Raw genomic sequence first — 17,053 nt, forward strand, 5'->3', positions numbered from 1 at the left:
CGCTGGTCTGGTGCGACGCGGGATTGGAAATTGAAGGACGAGGTCTGGCTGAATCCGAAACGAAATCAGGCAGAGGAACTAATGCTAGCAGCATGACTTGACGCGACATCTTTGTTGACAACTACCGCCTGTGGTTTTCCAACTTTACCATTCTCACCTACTTACCAAACGTTACGCTGCATAATAACAATATGGTTTGCTACCTGCTAAGGGGGATTTACAGTTATCAGTTTTACCTGAATATTTTTAACCTGCCTTCATATTAGCCATTCGCATTAGCAATTAATTGAATCGTTCACTAGACCGTTAATGTAAAAATTGCCTTACCATTCAGCAAGACAATTAAATTTATTTGGAATCGGTGTATTGACAATATCCTGAAATTCAATATGATTGAATTGTCTTTGGTACTATATTTATATTGTATTTTTCTAAAATGTCAATAGATAAAGTGTTGGGTTCAGGTGGTGCTGATCTAACGAAAATAAAAAAACCAGTCTTTATTGACTGGCTTTTTTATTTAAATGTTTATATTTATTTTGGAGTAAATATGTTTGTGCAACTATGGCAGTAAAATCCATTGTCATGCATGTTTTTCCACGCTGGATATTTTTCAAGATAATTTTTTTTGACTTTTCTGCCTTTATTAAATATCCAATAAAGTATGGGAATAAATATCAGTGAAATAATAATCGGACCAGTCATTGATCCATGTTGAATAATTCCACCTTTTCCATCGGATAAGCCTACACTAAAATCGTAACTATGAGTGCCCAACACGTAATACATTAGACAGAGCATTGCAAATCCAATCCAATCCAATACGATTTGCCGTATGGCTCTTTTGGTGGACTCAACATAGTTGCAAGGTTCGTTTTATTCACATTAAAAGTTGATCCTGAAACAATACCACCTCCTGAGCCAGCAGCAATGCCAGTAAATGATCCTGTGCTTGTGGATGTGCCTGATAACAAAATTGCACGGACTGCTTGAGCCTGATCACTGCCACACTTTGAACATTCAATTCCCATTTTTTGCTCCGTTTCTAGCGGTGAAAATTTAAAAAATAAAATCTTATCATGTTACTTGTGGAAAACGTACCAAATTATCATTTGGTTGACTTGTTTACTTGATGGCAAAAAAACATGACAACTTGTTGCAAAAAAACTGCTAAAATTCAACACTTGTTTAGCAGTGGTAACAGATTTGGTAGCAGTTTTTCTGTTTCCTTTTATTAATAATGTTGCTAAGTCCTTGATTTTATTGGTTGGAAAAGTTGATGGGTGAGTTTTTTTCACTGTCCCGTCCGCTCCGCCAGATTAAAGAAAAAGCGAGTTGCTTGTGCGACTCGCTTTTTTTTGTCCTCTTGTTTGGCTCATTTTATGAGTGAGCACGCCTCTCATCGAGAGGCTGCTGAATCTTTCAATGAGGTCAGAATCTTGACCTCATCTTGGTCAAATCGTCAACGTATTGGTTAGTTGCCTTGTGGGAGCATTAGAGTTGCGCCTCTTTTTTCAAGCGCATGATCGCTACGCCAACTGCACTTGACGTTGAGGTGTATGGTGTGCCGGTACCAATCATCGTCTCTGCTTCAGCATATTTTTTTGCATTAATGGCTGAAGCGACTTTTCCTGCTTCTTTATGAAATAATGCGTGTTTTGTTATGCAGTCTTTAAAGCTCTCCAACGTGCCGTAACTTGCTTTACCGCTGCCATTTAGCCACTTGCCCAGATCGCAGCAGTTATCTTTGCTGATGGTTGTTGCATCAAGTTGTTCTTGTTTTGAAATGGCACCTCTAAATTTTGTCTTCCATTCAGAATGTTTTGCTACTGCACTGTTTAGGTCCATGTTTGTTCCTCATTTATAAAATTAATGTTGTTTTATTATTTCAGGATGACAAAACCAGTTTTGGATCTAGATCAATGGAAGCAGTATTTTTTTACAATTGGATTGATGAGAAATTTCCTGGGTCTGACCGTTTCTTTATTCTTTGTCGTTGATCGACTTGTGGTTAAGGTTTGACGTCTGAGCGGTCAAAAATTGATAATTCCCTTTTAATATTGATATCTACGAGTAGAACAATGCGTAAAAGGCTGCTAAAATCTTTCTTTGTTTAGTATTGGCGCCAGATAACATTAATTTTTTTGTTAATATCTGTATGCTTTTTTTAGTGGTGTTGCTAAGACCTTGATTATGTTGGGGGAGAGCTAATTTTCACGATCCCGTCGGCTCCGCCAGATAGTCGAAAAGGCGAACGAAAGTTCGCCTTTTTTTGTATTCGCAATTTGAGATTGTTATTCTTAGTCATACGATCGGTTGAACATGTTTGAATATATTCGTACCCATCAGCGTTTAATGCAATTTTTATTGTTGCTGATTATTTTTCCTTCGTTTGCTTTCTTTGGTATTGAAAGCTATACCAGATCACAAGCTGCCGCAGGAGCAGCGGTCGCAACCGTGGCTGGTCAACAGGTCATGCAAGCCGAGTTGGATGCTGCATTACGTGACCAGTTGGATAAATTCCGCCAATCCTATGGCGCGCAATTTGATCCAAAATTGATGAATACACCCGAAGTAAAGCAAAACGTTCTAGATGAAATTATTGCAAGAAAAGTGGTGGCAGCTGAAGTGAAAAACAATAAATTGTCGATCACGAGAGAGATGTTGCAACAGGCAATTCTGGCAACACCAGGCTTGGTGAAGGCAGACGGCAGCTTTGATATGGAGAAATACAATAGTATTTTGGCTTCACGCGGTATGACTCAGGTGATGTATGAACAGGGCTTGCGCCAGGATATGGTCACAGAGCAATTGATCAACGCCGTGCAAAACACCAATATTGTTCCGAAAACCGTTGCTGATCGTATCGCTTTAATTGGTGAGCAAGAGCGCGAAGTGCAATCGTTGATGTTTAAAGCTGCTGATTACGCCTCTCAGGTAAAAGTGACTGATGAGATGGTCAAGGCTTATTATGAAAAAAATTCAGCGCAATTTGAAATTCCGGAAATGATCAAAGCGGAATATGTTGTGTTAAGCAATGACGCTTTGGCAGATCAAGTGTCGGCCACCGATGCTGAAGTTCAGGAATTTTATAAAAATAATAGCAAAGCGTATACAGTTGATGAGCAACGTCGCGCAAGCCATATTTTGATTGCTGTAGCGAAAGACGCTAGTGCAGCAGATAAAGCAAAGGCAAAAGCAAAGGCGGATGCTTTGTTGGTTGAATTGCGTAAAACACCTGGTGTTTTTGCTAAATTAGCAAAAGAAAATTCACAAGACCCGGTATCTGCAGAGCGCGGTGGCGATCTTGATTTCTTTGGTAAAGGTGCCATGGTTAAGCCGTTCGAAGATACCGCTTTTAAACTTGGTAAGGGTGAGATTAGTGACGTGGTTCAATCAGATTTTGGTTACCACATTATTCAGGTCACCGACATTAAGTCCGCGAGTGTTAAAACATTGGACGAAGTTAAGGCGCAAATTGCGTCTAGTATAAAGAAGCAAAAAGCAAGCAAAGCATATTCAGAAGCAGCTGAAACTTTTGGTAATACAGTCTACGAGCAGTCGGATACGTTGAAAACAGTTGCTGATAAGTTGAAGTTGAAAATTGAAATTGCTGACCATTTATCACGCCAGGGTAATCCAGCTCTTCCTGCAACTGTGTTTGCGAATAACCCGAAATTTTTAAAGGCAATTTTCGCTGATGATGTTGTGAAGAAAAAGCACAATACGGAAGCGATTGAAGTTGCGCCTAACACCTTGATTTCAGGTCGTGTTGTCGAATATAAAGCGGCAAGTAAGCGTCCGTTGGACGAAGTGAAGGCCTCTATCGTTGCGAGATTGACGCAATCCGAGTCTGAAAGTCTTGCTGAAAAAGAAGGTAAAGCGAAATTAGCCGCGCTTAAGTCGACGGATGCTACTTCTGGTTTTGGCGACGTAAAAATTGTTTCTCGTTCGAAACAACAGGATGTGCCTCCGCAAGCTCTCGCCCAAATCATGAAGGCTGACACGCAAAAATTGCCAGCGTTTGTAGGTGTTTCTTTAGGTAATACGGGATACGCTGTTTATCGTATTTCTAAAGTGAATGCCGGAACACCAGATGTGGCGAAGCGTGCAGCAGAAGCCCAGCAAGTCGCGAGTTTACTTGGTCAGCAAGAATTGACTTCCTACGTAGAACTATTGAAGAAAAAAGCGAAAGTGACGATCAATAAGGCGGCATTGGAAACACCTGCGCAGCCAGTCCAATAAGGCGATGTAGTTCTTGGATTTTTTTTTGAAGAAATATTAGAAACATTAGAAATATTAGAAATATTAGAAACATTATAAATATCAAAGTATAAAAAAAGCGGTGCTAATTGGCACCGCTTTTTTTTTGCTAAAAATTTAGTGTAGGGATATGCTTTGATGTGTTGTCATATGACCTTGCTTTAGCTGTAGGAAGCTTAGATTTTGGCAACATTTGATATGTATCAATGTAGCAAAGTAGGGCGGTTGTTATTCTGACGGTGTATTTTTACAACAGAGTGAGATCATGACGATAACTAAAGAAAACACATACAACTATCGGGTTGTACGCCAATTTTCAGTCATGGCTGTGGTTTGGGGAATAGTCGGCATGCTGGTAGGCGTGGTGATTGCGACTCAACTGGCCTGGCCTGAATTTTTAACCGGTATCCCCTGGCTTAGCTATGGTCGCTTGCGGCCTCTTCATACCAACGCCGTGATTTTTGCGTTTGGTGGATGTGCATTGATGGCAACATCGTATTACGTCGTTCAGCGCACGTCTAACGTTCGCTTGTTTTCTGATGGGCTTGCAGAATTTACTTTCTGGGGATGGCAGTTAGTCATTGTTGCCGCAGCGATTACTCTGCCTTTGGGTTACACCCAAGGTAAAGAATACGCTGAATTGGAATGGCCGATTGATATCTTGATCGCAGTGGTTTGGGTTGCCTATGCAATCGTGTTCTTTGGAACGCTAATCAAACGTAAGGTGGAACATATCTACGTCGCTAACTGGTTCTATGGTGCCTTTATTATCGCAGTTGCCGTTCTGCATATCGTCAATAGTGCAGCGTTACCAGTATCTTTGTTGAAATCATATTCAGCATACTCCGGTGTGCAAGATGCGATGGTGCAATGGTGGTATGGACATAACGCGGTTGGTTTCTTCCTGACTGCTGGCTTCCTCGGCATGATGTACTACTTCATTCCTAAGCAAATTGAACGCCCTGTGTACTCTTATCGCTTGTCGATTGTTCACTTCTGGGCCTTGATCTTCACTTACATGTGGGCAGGTCCACATCACTTACATTACACCGCGTTGCCAGATTGGGCTCAGTCTCTTGGTATGGTGTTTTCGTTGATTTTGTTGGCACCATCCTGGGGTGGTATGGTCAACGGTATTATGACTTTATCCGGTGCCTGGAGTAAATTGCGCTCCGATCCTATCTTGCGTTTCCTGATTGTGTCTTTATCCTTCTACGGTATGTCGACATTTGAAGGTCCTATGATGGCGATCAAAACGGTGAACGCTCTGTCTCACTATACTGACTGGACAATTGGCCACGTGCATTCTGGTGCATTGGGTTGGGTAGGCTTCATTTCGATCGGTAGTTTGTACTACCTGATTCCCCGGCTGTTTGGTCAGACACAAATGTACAGCAAGCGTTTAATTGAGGTGCATTTCTGGGTTGCAACCATTGGCGTTGTGTTGTACATCGCGTCTATGTGGATTGCTGGCGTAATGCAAGGTTTGATGTGGCGTGCAGTGAACGAAGATGGCACTTTGACTTATACCTTCGTTGAAACTGTTAAAGCAACATTCCCTTACTACGTAATTCGTCTGATTGGCGGCGCAATGTACTTGAGTGGCATGCTGGTGATGGCTTATAACGTTGCAAAAACGTTGATGGGCGCAAAACCAATCAATAACGCGATTCCTGCCTTGCCTGCTGCGCATGCACACGCATAAGTTTGCAGAGAAAAGTCAGAGAAATCAAAAGGAGAAGTTTGATGCGTAATTTTACTCATGATCTGATCGAGCGCAACGTCGGCTTGATGCTGATACTGGTTATATTGACGATCAGTGTTGGTGGTCTGGTGGAAATTGTTCCGCTGTTTTTTCAGAAAACAACCACGCAGCCAGTACAAGGCTTGAAGCCTTACACACCGCTGCAATTGGCTGGTCGCGACATTTATTTGCGTGAAGGTTGCTACGGCTGTCACTCGCAAATGATTCGCCCATTCCGTGCTGAAACTGAACGTTATGGTCATTACTCAGTAGCTGGTGAATCCGTTTATGACCATCCGTTCCAATGGGGTAGTAAGCGCACAGGTCCAGATTTGGCGCGCGTTGGCGGTCGTTATAGCGATAACTGGCATCGTGATCACTTAACTGATCCGCGATCGGTAGTGATTGAATCTAACATGCCGGCTTATCCGTGGTTGGGTAAAACTCAGTTAGTACCAGCAGACATCGTGCCGAAGCTGAAAGCAATGAAAACATTGGGTGTTCCATATACCGATGAAGAAATTGCCGGCGGACCAGCGGAACTCGATAACAAAACTGAGCTGGATGCGTTGATCGCTTATCTGCAAGTTTTGGGTACTGCGATTAAAAACAAAAACTAAGAAAAGTGCTTCCTTGGGTTATCACTTTTTGAAAAGGGGAAAATTATGAATTTCACGATCCTGAGCAGTGTGGTGACGGTGATTAGCCTGTTCGTCTTTCTAGGCATCGTCTACTGGGCGTTCAGTTCCGGTAACAAGGAGCGTTTCGAAAAAATGGCTCGGTTGCCAATTGAAAATGAGGATGGGAAATAGTCATGGCTGATTTCTTTAATGAATGGTGGGGCATAGGAATTGCTATTGTCGTCGCCATAAGTATGGTTGCCTGTGTAGTTTTGTTGTGGTCGCAATCTAAAGTCAAAGTCAAGGTCGGTAGTGATGGCAAGCCTTTGCCTGCAGAAACGACAGGCCATGTTTGGGATGGCGATCTGATGGAGCAGAACAATCCCCTGCCGCAATGGTGGAAATGGTTGTTTTATCTCACAATCGTTTTTGGCGTTATCTATTTGATCGCTTATCCGGGTTTTGGTGCGCGTCAAGGTTCCTTGGGTTGGAGCCAGGAAAATGCCTACGAAAAAGAGATGAAGGATGGTGAAGCGCAATATGGTCCTATCTTTAATAAATATCTTGCGATGGATATCAAAGATGTAGCCCGTGATCCACAAGCGCATGAAATAGGTCAGCGTCTTTTCTTAAATACTTGCTCACAGTGCCACGGCTCCGATGCGCAAGGTGGTAAAGGCTACCCAAATCTGACGGATAACGACTGGTTGTATGGTGGTGATCCGAAAACAATTGAGTTGACCATTACCGAAGGCCGTCACGGACAAATGCCACCAATGGGTGCAGTTGTTGGTACAGATGACGACGTGCGTAATGTAGCGAACTATGTGCTGAGTCTCTCAAATTCTGCACATGATCCGATTAAAGCGGCGATTGGTAAGCCTAAGTTTGCTGCTTGTGCTGCTTGTCATGGCATTGACGGTAAAGGCAATCAAGCAGTTGGTGCACCTAATTTGACAGATAAAATCTGGCTGTATGGTGGTGATATCAACACCATTATGGAGACGATCAATAAAGGTCGTAATAACCAGATGCCAGCACATAAAAACATTCTGACGCCTGGTAAGATTCATTTACTGGCTGCTTATGTTTGGAGTTTGTCTAATACGGGTACGGCGAACGTTTCTGATGCTGATACCAATGCACTTAAGCAAATCTCTGCGGCACCTGCAAGTGATACAAATGCAGTTGTTAAGTAAGAAGTTGGTTTTAATTAAATAAAGAAGCAATAAATGAAGCACATCCCCATTATTCCAGTACCCATCGAAGAGGCTGAACTCGCCTTATTTGAAGAACGTAAAAAGATTTATCCACGTTCGCAGAAAGGCTGGTTCGCTTCCAGGCGCTGGATAATGGTGGTTTTGACGCAATTGCTGTTCTATGGCACTGTCTGGCTGGGCTGGAATGACAGACAGGCAGTGTTATTCGATTTGGTATCACGTAAGTTTTATATTTTTGGGCTGGTATTCTGGCCGCAAGACTTTATTTATCTGGCTGTTTTACTCGTTATCTCTGCGTTGTCTCTATTTTTGTTTACCGCGATAGCAGGGCGCTTGTTTTGCGGCTATGCATGTCCGCAGACCGTCTATACCGAAATCTTTCTCTGGGTGGAAAGTAAGGTTGAAGGCGACAGAAATGCACGTATTAAACTCGATGCAGGCCCATTAACTGCACGAAAATTTTCTCTGAAATTTATCAAACATTTCATTTGGTTAATGATCGGTTTGTGGACAGGTTTCACTTTTGTAGGCTACTTCACGCCGATCAAGCAATTGACCTCAGAGATTTTCAATTTAACGCTCGGTCCCTGGGAAATATTCTGGCTCTTGTTTTATGGCTTCGCCACTTACGGTAATGCCGGATGGTTACGTGAACAAGTGTGCAAATACATGTGTCCTTATGCACGCTTTCAAAGCGCGATGTTTGATAAGGATACCTTGATTGTTACGTACGACACAGAGCGTGGCGAACCGCGCGGATCACGTAACAAAAAAGTTGATTTTAAGGCAAAAGGACTTGGCTCCTGCGTTGATTGTGGAATTTGCGTTCAAGTGTGTCCGACGGGGATTGATATCCGGAATGGTTTGCAATATGAGTGTATAGCCTGTGGCTTATGCATTGATGGCTGTGATCAGGTGATGGATAAAATGGGTTATGAACGTGGCTTGATTCGATATACGACTGAGCACGCTTTGACCCGGAAGTTAGATCAAAAATCCATGTGGGCGCGCGTTTTCCGTCTCCGCACCTTAATTTATTCCGGCATTTTGTGTTTAATCATAGTGGCGACAGCGGTCGCGTTGTTCAACCATGTACCACTGAAGGTTGATGTCATTCGTGATCGTACTATGCCAAAGATTACTGATATGGGAGCGATAGAAAATGTATATCGTTTGCATGTCATGAATACGCAAGAATCTGCACGACGCTACAGCGTAGAGATCGTCGGCCTGCCAGGCGCCACAATCTTGAATAATCAAATTGTCGATGTGAAATCAGCCGATGCGGCAGCGGTACCCATCAGAGTGCGTGTACCAGCGAATATCCTGCAACCAGGGTCTAATCGCATCCGCTTTGAGATCAAAGATCTGGATACGCCAGGCGTTAAAGTGATAGAAAAAGCTGTATTTTTAGTCCCGAGATAGGAGATGTAATGGACGCCGTTCTGACTTTGAAGAAAAAAGATAAATGGTATAAAGAACCTTGGCTACTTTTAGTTGTGGGTGGGCCTGCTGTCGTCGTATGCGCTAGTATTTTTACAGGTGCTTTGGCGTTTCTCGGCGCTGATAAAGTTGTTGCAGATGATTATTACAAGCAAGGCTTGATGATCGACAAAGATATTCAACGTGACGCTAAAGCACGAGACTTGCAACTAAGTGCCACGCTGAACTTTGACTCAGCAACAAGCAAAATTCGCATGAAATTGCAAGGTAAAGGGACTTTCCCTGATTCGTTACAGCTCAGCCTGGCAAATGCGGCAGTGGACGGTATGTCGGTATCTGAAATTATTCGTCGTTTGCCTATGCAGCAAGTTAGTCCTGGCGTTTATGAGGGCGATTCAAAACTGATCTCGAATATTTCTTCGAGTTCTGTTAAATTGTTTCATCTCAAGTTGGAAGCGTCAGACTGGAGATTAACAGGCGATTGGTTTGAGCCAGAGCAAAAGGTTGCGCAGCTAAAAGCATCATAATTGGGGCGCTTCCCTAAGATTTGTTGACTGGTAAGTTATAGGGCTTATGACAAATTACCCAGTAATACATAGTGACGAAGGCAGTACGATTACAGCCTGAAGCTATAACACAACTGAGGGATTTTTTATAAGTCCTCACATAATCATTAGAAGGGGACGAGATTGGAACATACTATTTCCGCACATCGCAAAGCACACGTGCGGCCCATGTTGATGATCGTGTTGTGGCCTGCATTTTTGATGGCTTGTGCTGCAACAGGATTGTTTTTTAGTCTCGTCGATCCGATGGAGCTTATCGTGCTAGACGAACGCCTGCAAATGCATATTTCTGGTGTCTACACGATAGGTTTTTTTGCATTTTGGTTGCTCGGAATACTTTCTAGTGGATTGACTGCATTACTTGTACAAAAAGCCCATTAGACTTGAACCGGACCTTATGAATACCAATGAATCAGCTGTTTTTCCAGCGATAGAAATACCAGAAGAATTAATTCGTCGTTTTGATTCTTTCGGTCCAAGATATACTTCTTACCCTACTGCGGATCGGTTTCATGCTGAGTTTTCCGCTGATTCATATATCTCCTATTTGAAACAACGCGACAGCTTGAGCAACAAGCCACCGTTATCGTTGTACATTCATATTCCGTTCTGCGCATCACTTTGCTATTACTGTGCTTGTAATAAGGTGATCACCAAAGACCACGGGCGTTCTGCGAAATATCTGGTCTACCTTGAAAAAGAATTGCAGCTAGTAACCGCGCATTTGTCGCACCGCGAAACCTTGAGCCAGTTGCATCTTGGCGGTGGCACACCGACGTTTTTGAGTCATGATGAAATGCGTCAGTTAATGGCGATGCTGCGTCAGCATTTTGACTTCACGGCGGATGCGGAAATTTCCATCGAAATTGATCCACGCACTGTGACGTCAGAGACTTTGCAGATTTTGCAGGAAATCGGATTTAATCGAACTAGTCTGGGCGTTCAGGATTTTGATCCGGAAGTGCAAAAGGCAGTGCATCGCATTCAGGCATTTGACATGGTTGCGCATACCATTAGCGAGAGCCGTCGTTTTGGATTTGAATCGATCAATTTTGATCTGATTTATGGTTTGCCAAAACAGTCCTTGGAAAGTTTTGCGACAACTTTGGATCAGGTAATTAGCCTGTCGCCAGATCGTATCGCTTTATACAATTACGCACATTTACCCACAAGATTTAAGCCACAACGTCGAATTGCTGAAGCTGATTTACCATCGGCTGAACAACGACTTGAAATTTTTCTGATGTCTTTGCGTCGTTTGCTTGCGGAAGGCTATGTTTATATCGGTCTCGATCATTTTGCTAAACCGGAAGATAGTTTGGCAAAAGCGACATTGGACGGCAGCTTGCATAGAAATTTTCAGGGATATACGACACGTTCAGACTGTGACTTGATTGCACTTGGTTTGTCTGCGATTGGTAAAGTTGGCAATTCCTATGTGCAAAATTTACGTACCCTCGATGAATATTATGCTTGTCTCGATCAAAATATTTTGCCGGTAGAAAAAGGCTTTGATCTCAACCAGGATGATTTGATGCGTCGCCAAATCATTATGGACATGATGTGCAGTACCGGTGTTAACTTTGATGCAGTCGAGGAGCAATTTGGAATTAGCTTCAATAATTACTTCGACGCCGAATTACAACAAATGCGGTCATATGCCTCAGAAGGTCTGGTTGGTATTGATAGCCAGGGTATCAAAGTACTTCCTAAAGGACGTTTGTTTGTGCGGGCGTTTGGTATGGCTTTTGATGGTTATCTCGCCAAACAGACAGCCGCGAAATATTCACGCCTGATTTAGCCTTTATGCTGACCTTGCCTTTGGCACTTGCTGCCCTGACTGCCGGCGTCGCTGGTGGCGTGCATTGTATAGGTATGTGTGGTGGTATCTCCACTTTATTGAATCAAGCCGGTACGCACCACCAAGAAAAGATTATTCCAATTAAGGCCGCAACCACGCGGCGAAAATCAGGTGGTTCGGTAGCGATACGTTCATCCTGGTATTTTCAATTGATGTTGCAATCTGGGCGTATATTTACTTATATGCTCATTGGTGCATTATTTGGCGGTCTCGGTAGTGCTGGGATGATACTGCGCCCTTATTTACCAGCACATCAAATTTTATTTGTGTTTGGTAATCTCGCTTTGGTTGCTCTTGGTTTGCGAGTTCTGGGAATTCAATTACGTTTTCATTGGTTAACGAATATATTTGCGAAATTGCAGCAGGGCATTTTTAACCGTATGCCTGCACTTAAAAATGGGATCAGGTTCCCATTTTTGTTCGGTATGGTTTGGGGATGTTTGCCATGCGGATTGCTGTACAGCGTTATTCCGTTTGCCTTGTTATCAGGTGATTGGTTTTCGGGCGCACTATTGATGATGTTATTCGGCTTGAGTGCTTTGCCACATTTACTATTGAGTCAGGGTGTTTTCAATATGGCGAGCAGGGCAAGAGTCCCGCATTGGTTGCGAAATACAGGAGGCCTTTGCTTGATTTCAATTGGTGTACTCGGTTTGTGGTATTTTGACATGCACCGGATGCCTTCTTTTTTATGCGTACTGCCATCGATTTAATTCGCCTGACGTGCAAAAAACTTGAAAATTAACTTCGGTAGAACGTGCTAGGCTTTAATATTCAATAAAGTTCCCAATACCTGATCAGCCGTTTTAACGACTTGCGCATTGAGCTTAAATCCGGCGAGATACTGGATGGAGTTCACCGTTTCAGTCGCCAGATCAGTTCCACTCGGGGTTTCTGCAGCAGCAGCGTCGGCGCCCGCTTTGCTGATATTTACAGTCACACCGCTCACCGATCCTTGCTGAAAAGCCGCAACTTCAGGCTTGTAGCCGTTGGTACTTGCATTGGCGACATTATTTGCCGTGCTGTCTAAGGCGGTTGCATTTGCAATCATGCCTGATAAGCCGCTTGATAATGATGAAATTGACATAAAAACTCCTTACAAAGGTGCTTTGGCGAGAATAACGAACTATTCTCACCACCTGAAAAAGCATAGTCTTTTTTTAGGGTAATTTCGCCGTAATTTTTGTAATATAGTTTAGTTGTCCAAAGGTAATTCTATTTTCAGTGTAGTTCCTTCGCTACTGTCACTGACAACGCTAAATTCTCCTTGCATGGCTTTGACCCTCTCGCGCATCCCAACCAAGCCAAATGATTGTGTTTTATTCATATCTAATTCATTGATACCTTTACCATTGTCGGTGATGGTAAAGCCTAATGTATCGTTGGATCGATGAAATTCAATCTGCACGTAATTAGCTTCGGCGTGGCGTGCGACATTCGTCAGTGATTCTTGAATGATCCTGAAAATCCCAGTGCTCCGCGCGTCATCAAGCGTGAGTAAATCTTCATCAGCAATTAACTCACAGTCAATTTTATGACGTTGCGAAAAGTCTTTTTGCAGGGTTTGTAACGCAAAAAATAAGCCCCCCTCATCCAGTGCGCGTGGTCTTAGATCGGTCGCAATTCGTCGTAAAGTGGTGATTGCAGTCAAGATCAATTGATCCATGCTGTTGATCGTTTGTTGATTATGTTCGACCAACTGCTGATCTCGTTGTAGCAAAGATAAATCCATTCTTAACGCTGCCAATAACTGTCCGAGGTCATCGTGCAATTCCCGTGCAATATGCTTGCGCTCTTCTTCTCTGATACTTTGCAAGGTATTGGATAACTGGCTTAATTGGGCGTGGTACGCTGCCATTTTCTCTTTGGCAACTTTTCTATCGGTGATATCTCTAAAAATGACGGTGTAAAAACGTTCGCCTTTTTCCAGTTGATGCGCGATGGACGCTTCTATTGGAAATTCTTCACCATTCGCTTTGCGTCCTGTTACATAAAAATCTTCGAAATGCGTTCCCATTTTGCGACGCGTTGTTCCTGCCTCACCAAATTCTTGCATGTGTTTGCCATGGTTTTCGCGATGGCGCATTGGTATAAGCTGGCTCAGTGGTGTATTGATGAGACTGTTAATCGGATAACCAAAGATCACCGCGGCAGCAGGGTTGGCAAGAATGATATTTTGCGCTCCATCGACCGTAATGATTCCATCAATGGCCGTGTCTATCATGCGACTTAGCCGCTCTCGTTGGACAAGTAACTCTTCTGTCGAATTGACAAGATTGGCCGTGGTTTCAGCTAATGCTTGATAAGGCGTTTGAATATTGACTGCAACCATACTTCGGTAAATGGCGATCGCCGCCAATAATTGTAGCGAATGACCTATGACGATATCAATATCGCGAGTAGAAGAGTAGAGGGAAAAATAGACTTCGGACATTGCCATTAAAGCACTGGCAAAAAAGAGCGGAACACGGTCAATATGAAGTCGTTCGGCAGACGTATCTGACTGAAAACGCAATGCATGCTTATAAAATAGAAATGCGGTTAAGCAGTTAATCGCCACCAATCCCATTTCGTAGATAATTTTAAAAGAAGTTTGTCCGCTATCAGCGCTGAATGTAAGTGGTAATACTTCTGGGGAGGCAAATATGATTGCCGCAAAAGTCGCCGTGCATGCGATGCCGATGGATAGAATGGAATAGCAATGTTTTTGGCTAATATCTGAATCTGTGGGATCCAATGCCAGTCCCAGAAGGGTAACGGCAATAATGGAACGTGAGACCAACCAAAAACTCAAGGATTTATGCATATCGATGGCAGTTTCAAATCCCGGCATTCCCTGAAAGCTGATGGAATGAAAAAAACCAAGGATTGCCGTGCACAAAAAAGCAACCGCTAAAATCGCACTACTTTTTTTTCGCGTGTCGCCAAATGCGTTCCAACATACGATGAAGACCGACGCAAAAATGACGATCGTCACCGTTTCTAAAAAGGTATGAACTGGAAGCGGTTGTGCAACACTAATATGCGAGAGTGGTTTCTGGTTGAACCAAAAAAAAGCGGATATAAGCAGCAATATACCTGCTAGCCATCGTGTTCGCGTGAGTCTTAACTTGGTATTTGTAATCGACGGTGACATGTAGTGCTTTTTAATGGTGATGGTTGAAAACGACGTTGTTAGAAAAAGGCCAGGGTTTGGGGGCAAATTTTCATTGATGTGATCTGCTACTGCGCATGCCGGGTCTGTTCGTGCGACATCAGAACGTTACAGCCATCTTATTTTAACGGTAAATTGCAAAAAAAGTATGTTGTTGATAAGCAAAAAGGCGTTCGATGGATCGAACGCCTTTAAGGATAGTTACTTTAATGATTGCGCACCATCTGAATCGAATCTTACTGATTTTGACAGAATCGATATGTCGGAAATATGCCGGAAATATGTTGGAAATAGGTCGGAAATCAGTTCGACAGAATTAATGTGACATGAAGACTGGCACGGTCATACTTTCAAGTATGGTTCTGGTTACGCCGCCCATAATCATTTCTCTGAAGCGGGAATGGCCATAGCCGCCCATGACGATCATGTCGCTATCAAGGTCGTGTGCTAATGAAAGAAGCGCATTCCCGATATCCGTCGATGTTTTATGCACTGACACTTCAACGCGGATGCCATGTCTTGCCAGATAAAGGGCAATATCTGCACCAGGTTGTTCGCCGTGAGCATCAGGCGTCGATTTCGTATTGAAAATTGCTACCTGCACCAAATCTGCTTTTTTGAGCAAAGGAATTGCATCTGTGACGGCTCTTGTCGCCTCTCTGCTGGCGTCCCAGGAGATCAATGGACGTTTTGCGACCGAGTGAAAATCGCCTGCATAAGGAATGATTAAGGCCGGGCGACCTGAGTTCATCACAATATACTCAGGGAAATCGGGCAAGACCGATGGTGATGGTTCATCTCGGTTGGTTTGGCCGACAATCACCAGATCGCTATAACGTGCTTGCAAGCCAATGCCACCACCTGCTTCATCATTTGCAATCGATGATTCGAAGGAAGGGACGCCGATATGATCGACAATTTTATTGAATTCATCGACCGCTTTTTCTGCGCGTTCTCTGAGAAAGTTCAAGTGAATAGTCAAATTTGGATCACTGGCGCTAATATTTCCATCTTGATAAATGAAGCGCGAAACGCCAGTAACGGCGGTGCCGATCAGATGCGCTTCTTCGCTACGGGCGATTTCAGCCGCAAATTTGACCCTTAAACTAGAACGGTCAGATTCATCCACATGGACAAGTATTGTTTTATATGACATGACATGGCTCCTGGGTTTGCCGCAGGGATCAGCTAAAAGTAATTGTTCGTTAGCTGGATTACCCTGCAAATTATTATGAATATAAAGACGAAACTTCAGTACGTTTTGAATCTGATGTTTAGCTTAGTTCATTTATGCTGCTACTGCTGATTCTGTACTCCATTGTGGCAATAATTTTTTGCCAACCAGGACAGAAACTTTTTCACTGACTTTGCTGCGTGTTTTAGCCGGTGGCAAACGGCGCAAAGTTTTGAGTGTTGCCGTATCGAGCAAACAAATTTCACGTTGTTCTACACTGATTAAGCCCATTTCATTAAATGCAGATAACGTGCGGCTCACAGTTTCCAGAGTCAAGCCAAGATAGCTGCCAATTTCGTGGCGTGTCATACGCAGGTTGAAAGAGCGACCAGAGTAACCTAATTGACTGAAGCGATCTCCCAAATTTGTCAAAAAGCGGGCTACTTTGGCTTCAGCACTTAAGGCGCTTAACATGCCGATCATTAACTGTTCACGCACCAGTTCGCGGCTCATTACGCTAAACATGGCGTGCTCCAATTCAGCGTAAGTATGACCCAATGCTGTAAACGCTTTATATGGCAACAAAATAACATCGCAATCAGACAAGGCGACAGCCTCAGATGCATGGTGTTGTGTGTGAATGCCATCAATGCCAAGCAAATCACCTTTCATCGGGAAGCTTAAGACTTGCTCGTTGCCATATTCGTCGATCAGAACTGTTTTCAAAAAACCTGAATTGACGATGTATAAGGTATCAAAGCTTTGACCTATCGTATGCACGCGCTGACCTGCTTTGAAGCGCACATGCTGAAACAGGATTTCTTCGTCAGATGAACTGGCAGGTGCCGGAATATGCAATAAATCACAAACTTCGCGCAGGTTAGACCACAAATTACCGTGACAACGCCATCCTGCTTCATTGCTGTTTGCGGATAAAAGAGCTTTGTTTACTGGTGTGCTCAGGCTTGATTGGCGGTTTGAAAGCACTGCTGTAGTCATGTCAGTCTC

16 protein-coding genes are annotated in these 17,053 nt (G+C 43.4%); 10 read left to right on the top strand and 6 right to left on the bottom strand.

All coding sequences use genetic code 11. The features are described from left to right. Positions 1-788: 788 nt before the first annotated feature. Both ACO0K1_RS08395 and ACO0K1_RS08400 read right to left on the bottom strand, forming a co-directional pair. The gene (locus ACO0K1_RS08395) at positions 789-1,031 is read right to left on the bottom strand and encodes a hypothetical protein (protein WP_423024630.1); all 243 of its coding nucleotides are present in this window, start codon (positions 1,029-1,031) and stop codon (positions 789-791) included. Between the two features lie 463 nt (positions 1,032-1,494). Further along, on the bottom strand, positions 1,495-1,848 hold the full coding sequence (locus tag ACO0K1_RS08400) for a CZB domain-containing protein (protein ID WP_423024632.1): 354 nt from the start codon (positions 1,846-1,848) through the stop codon (positions 1,495-1,497). 474 nt (positions 1,849-2,322) lie between these two features. Between ACO0K1_RS08400 and ACO0K1_RS08405 the strand changes: the two genes are divergently transcribed. The 10 genes from ACO0K1_RS08405 (at position 2,323) to ACO0K1_RS08450 (ending at position 12,430) form a co-directional block, all read left to right on the top strand. Then, a complete protein-coding gene (locus ACO0K1_RS08405) occupies positions 2,323-4,245 on the top strand; it encodes a SurA N-terminal domain-containing protein (RefSeq protein ID WP_423024634.1) in 1,923 nt (640 codons plus the stop codon). Positions 4,246-4,528: 283 nt separating this feature from the next. Continuing rightward, the gene (gene ccoN / locus ACO0K1_RS08410; protein WP_423024636.1) at positions 4,529-5,968 is read left to right on the top strand and encodes a cytochrome-c oxidase, cbb3-type subunit I; all 1,440 of its coding nucleotides are present in this window, start codon (positions 4,529-4,531) and stop codon (positions 5,966-5,968) included. A 41-nt stretch (positions 5,969-6,009) separates the two neighbouring features. Continuing rightward, positions 6,010-6,627: a cytochrome-c oxidase, cbb3-type subunit II gene (ccoO, locus tag ACO0K1_RS08415; RefSeq protein ID WP_423024638.1), complete on the top strand. Its 618-nt coding sequence runs from the start codon at positions 6,010-6,012 to the stop codon at positions 6,625-6,627. 45 nt (positions 6,628-6,672) lie between these two features. Beyond that, the gene (locus tag ACO0K1_RS08420; RefSeq protein ID WP_186914101.1) at positions 6,673-6,819 is read left to right on the top strand and encodes a cbb3-type cytochrome oxidase subunit 3; all 147 of its coding nucleotides are present in this window, start codon (positions 6,673-6,675) and stop codon (positions 6,817-6,819) included. A 2-nt stretch (positions 6,820-6,821) separates the two neighbouring features. Beyond that, positions 6,822-7,826 carry a cytochrome-c oxidase, cbb3-type subunit III gene (gene ccoP, locus ACO0K1_RS08425; protein WP_423024640.1) on the top strand — a complete coding sequence of 335 codons (1,005 nt, stop codon included), beginning with the start codon at positions 6,822-6,824 and terminating at the stop codon, positions 7,824-7,826. 33 nt (positions 7,827-7,859) lie between these two features. Continuing rightward, positions 7,860-9,272 carry a cytochrome c oxidase accessory protein CcoG gene (gene ccoG, locus ACO0K1_RS08430; protein ID WP_423024642.1) on the top strand — a complete coding sequence of 471 codons (1,413 nt, stop codon included), beginning with the start codon at positions 7,860-7,862 and terminating at the stop codon, positions 9,270-9,272. An 8-nt stretch (positions 9,273-9,280) separates the two neighbouring features. Beyond that, on the top strand, positions 9,281-9,817 hold the full coding sequence (locus ACO0K1_RS08435; RefSeq protein ID WP_423024644.1) for a FixH family protein: 537 nt from the start codon (positions 9,281-9,283) through the stop codon (positions 9,815-9,817). Between the two features lie 162 nt (positions 9,818-9,979). Then, positions 9,980-10,237 (top strand): hypothetical protein, encoded by a 258-nt coding sequence (locus ACO0K1_RS08440; RefSeq protein ID WP_423024646.1) that lies wholly within the window; start codon positions 9,980-9,982, stop codon positions 10,235-10,237. Between the two features lie 16 nt (positions 10,238-10,253). Continuing rightward, a complete protein-coding gene (hemN, locus tag ACO0K1_RS08445; protein WP_423024648.1) occupies positions 10,254-11,657 on the top strand; it encodes an oxygen-independent coproporphyrinogen III oxidase in 1,404 nt (467 codons plus the stop codon). 5 nt (positions 11,658-11,662) lie between these two features. Beyond that, positions 11,663-12,430 carry a sulfite exporter TauE/SafE family protein gene (locus ACO0K1_RS08450; protein ID WP_423024650.1) on the top strand — a complete coding sequence of 256 codons (768 nt, stop codon included), beginning with the start codon at positions 11,663-11,665 and terminating at the stop codon, positions 12,428-12,430. A 47-nt stretch (positions 12,431-12,477) separates the two neighbouring features. On the opposite strand, the gene ACO0K1_RS08455 is transcribed toward ACO0K1_RS08450, so the two are convergent. The 4 genes from ACO0K1_RS08455 to ACO0K1_RS08470 all read right to left on the bottom strand — a co-directional run bounded on the left by ACO0K1_RS08455 (position 12,478) and on the right by ACO0K1_RS08470 (position 17,044). After that, positions 12,478-12,804, bottom strand: a complete 327-nt coding sequence (locus tag ACO0K1_RS08455) for a flagellar basal body protein (RefSeq protein ID WP_423024652.1) — start codon at positions 12,802-12,804, stop codon at positions 12,478-12,480. 108 nt (positions 12,805-12,912) lie between these two features. Beyond that, the gene (locus ACO0K1_RS08460; protein WP_423024654.1) at positions 12,913-14,853 is read right to left on the bottom strand and encodes an MASE3 domain-containing protein; all 1,941 of its coding nucleotides are present in this window, start codon (positions 14,851-14,853) and stop codon (positions 12,913-12,915) included. A 334-nt stretch (positions 14,854-15,187) separates the two neighbouring features. Next, positions 15,188-16,027 carry a universal stress protein gene (locus tag ACO0K1_RS08465; protein WP_423024656.1) on the bottom strand — a complete coding sequence of 280 codons (840 nt, stop codon included), beginning with the start codon at positions 16,025-16,027 and terminating at the stop codon, positions 15,188-15,190. 132 nt (positions 16,028-16,159) lie between these two features. Continuing rightward, complete coding sequence (locus tag ACO0K1_RS08470) at positions 16,160-17,044, bottom strand: helix-turn-helix domain-containing protein (protein WP_423024658.1); 885 nt, start codon at positions 17,042-17,044, stop codon at positions 16,160-16,162. Between the last annotated feature and the right edge of the window lie 9 nt (positions 17,045-17,053).

The organism is Undibacterium sp. SXout20W (assembly GCF_049340285.1).
Lineage (GTDB): Bacteria > Pseudomonadota > Gammaproteobacteria > Burkholderiales > Burkholderiaceae_D > Undibacterium.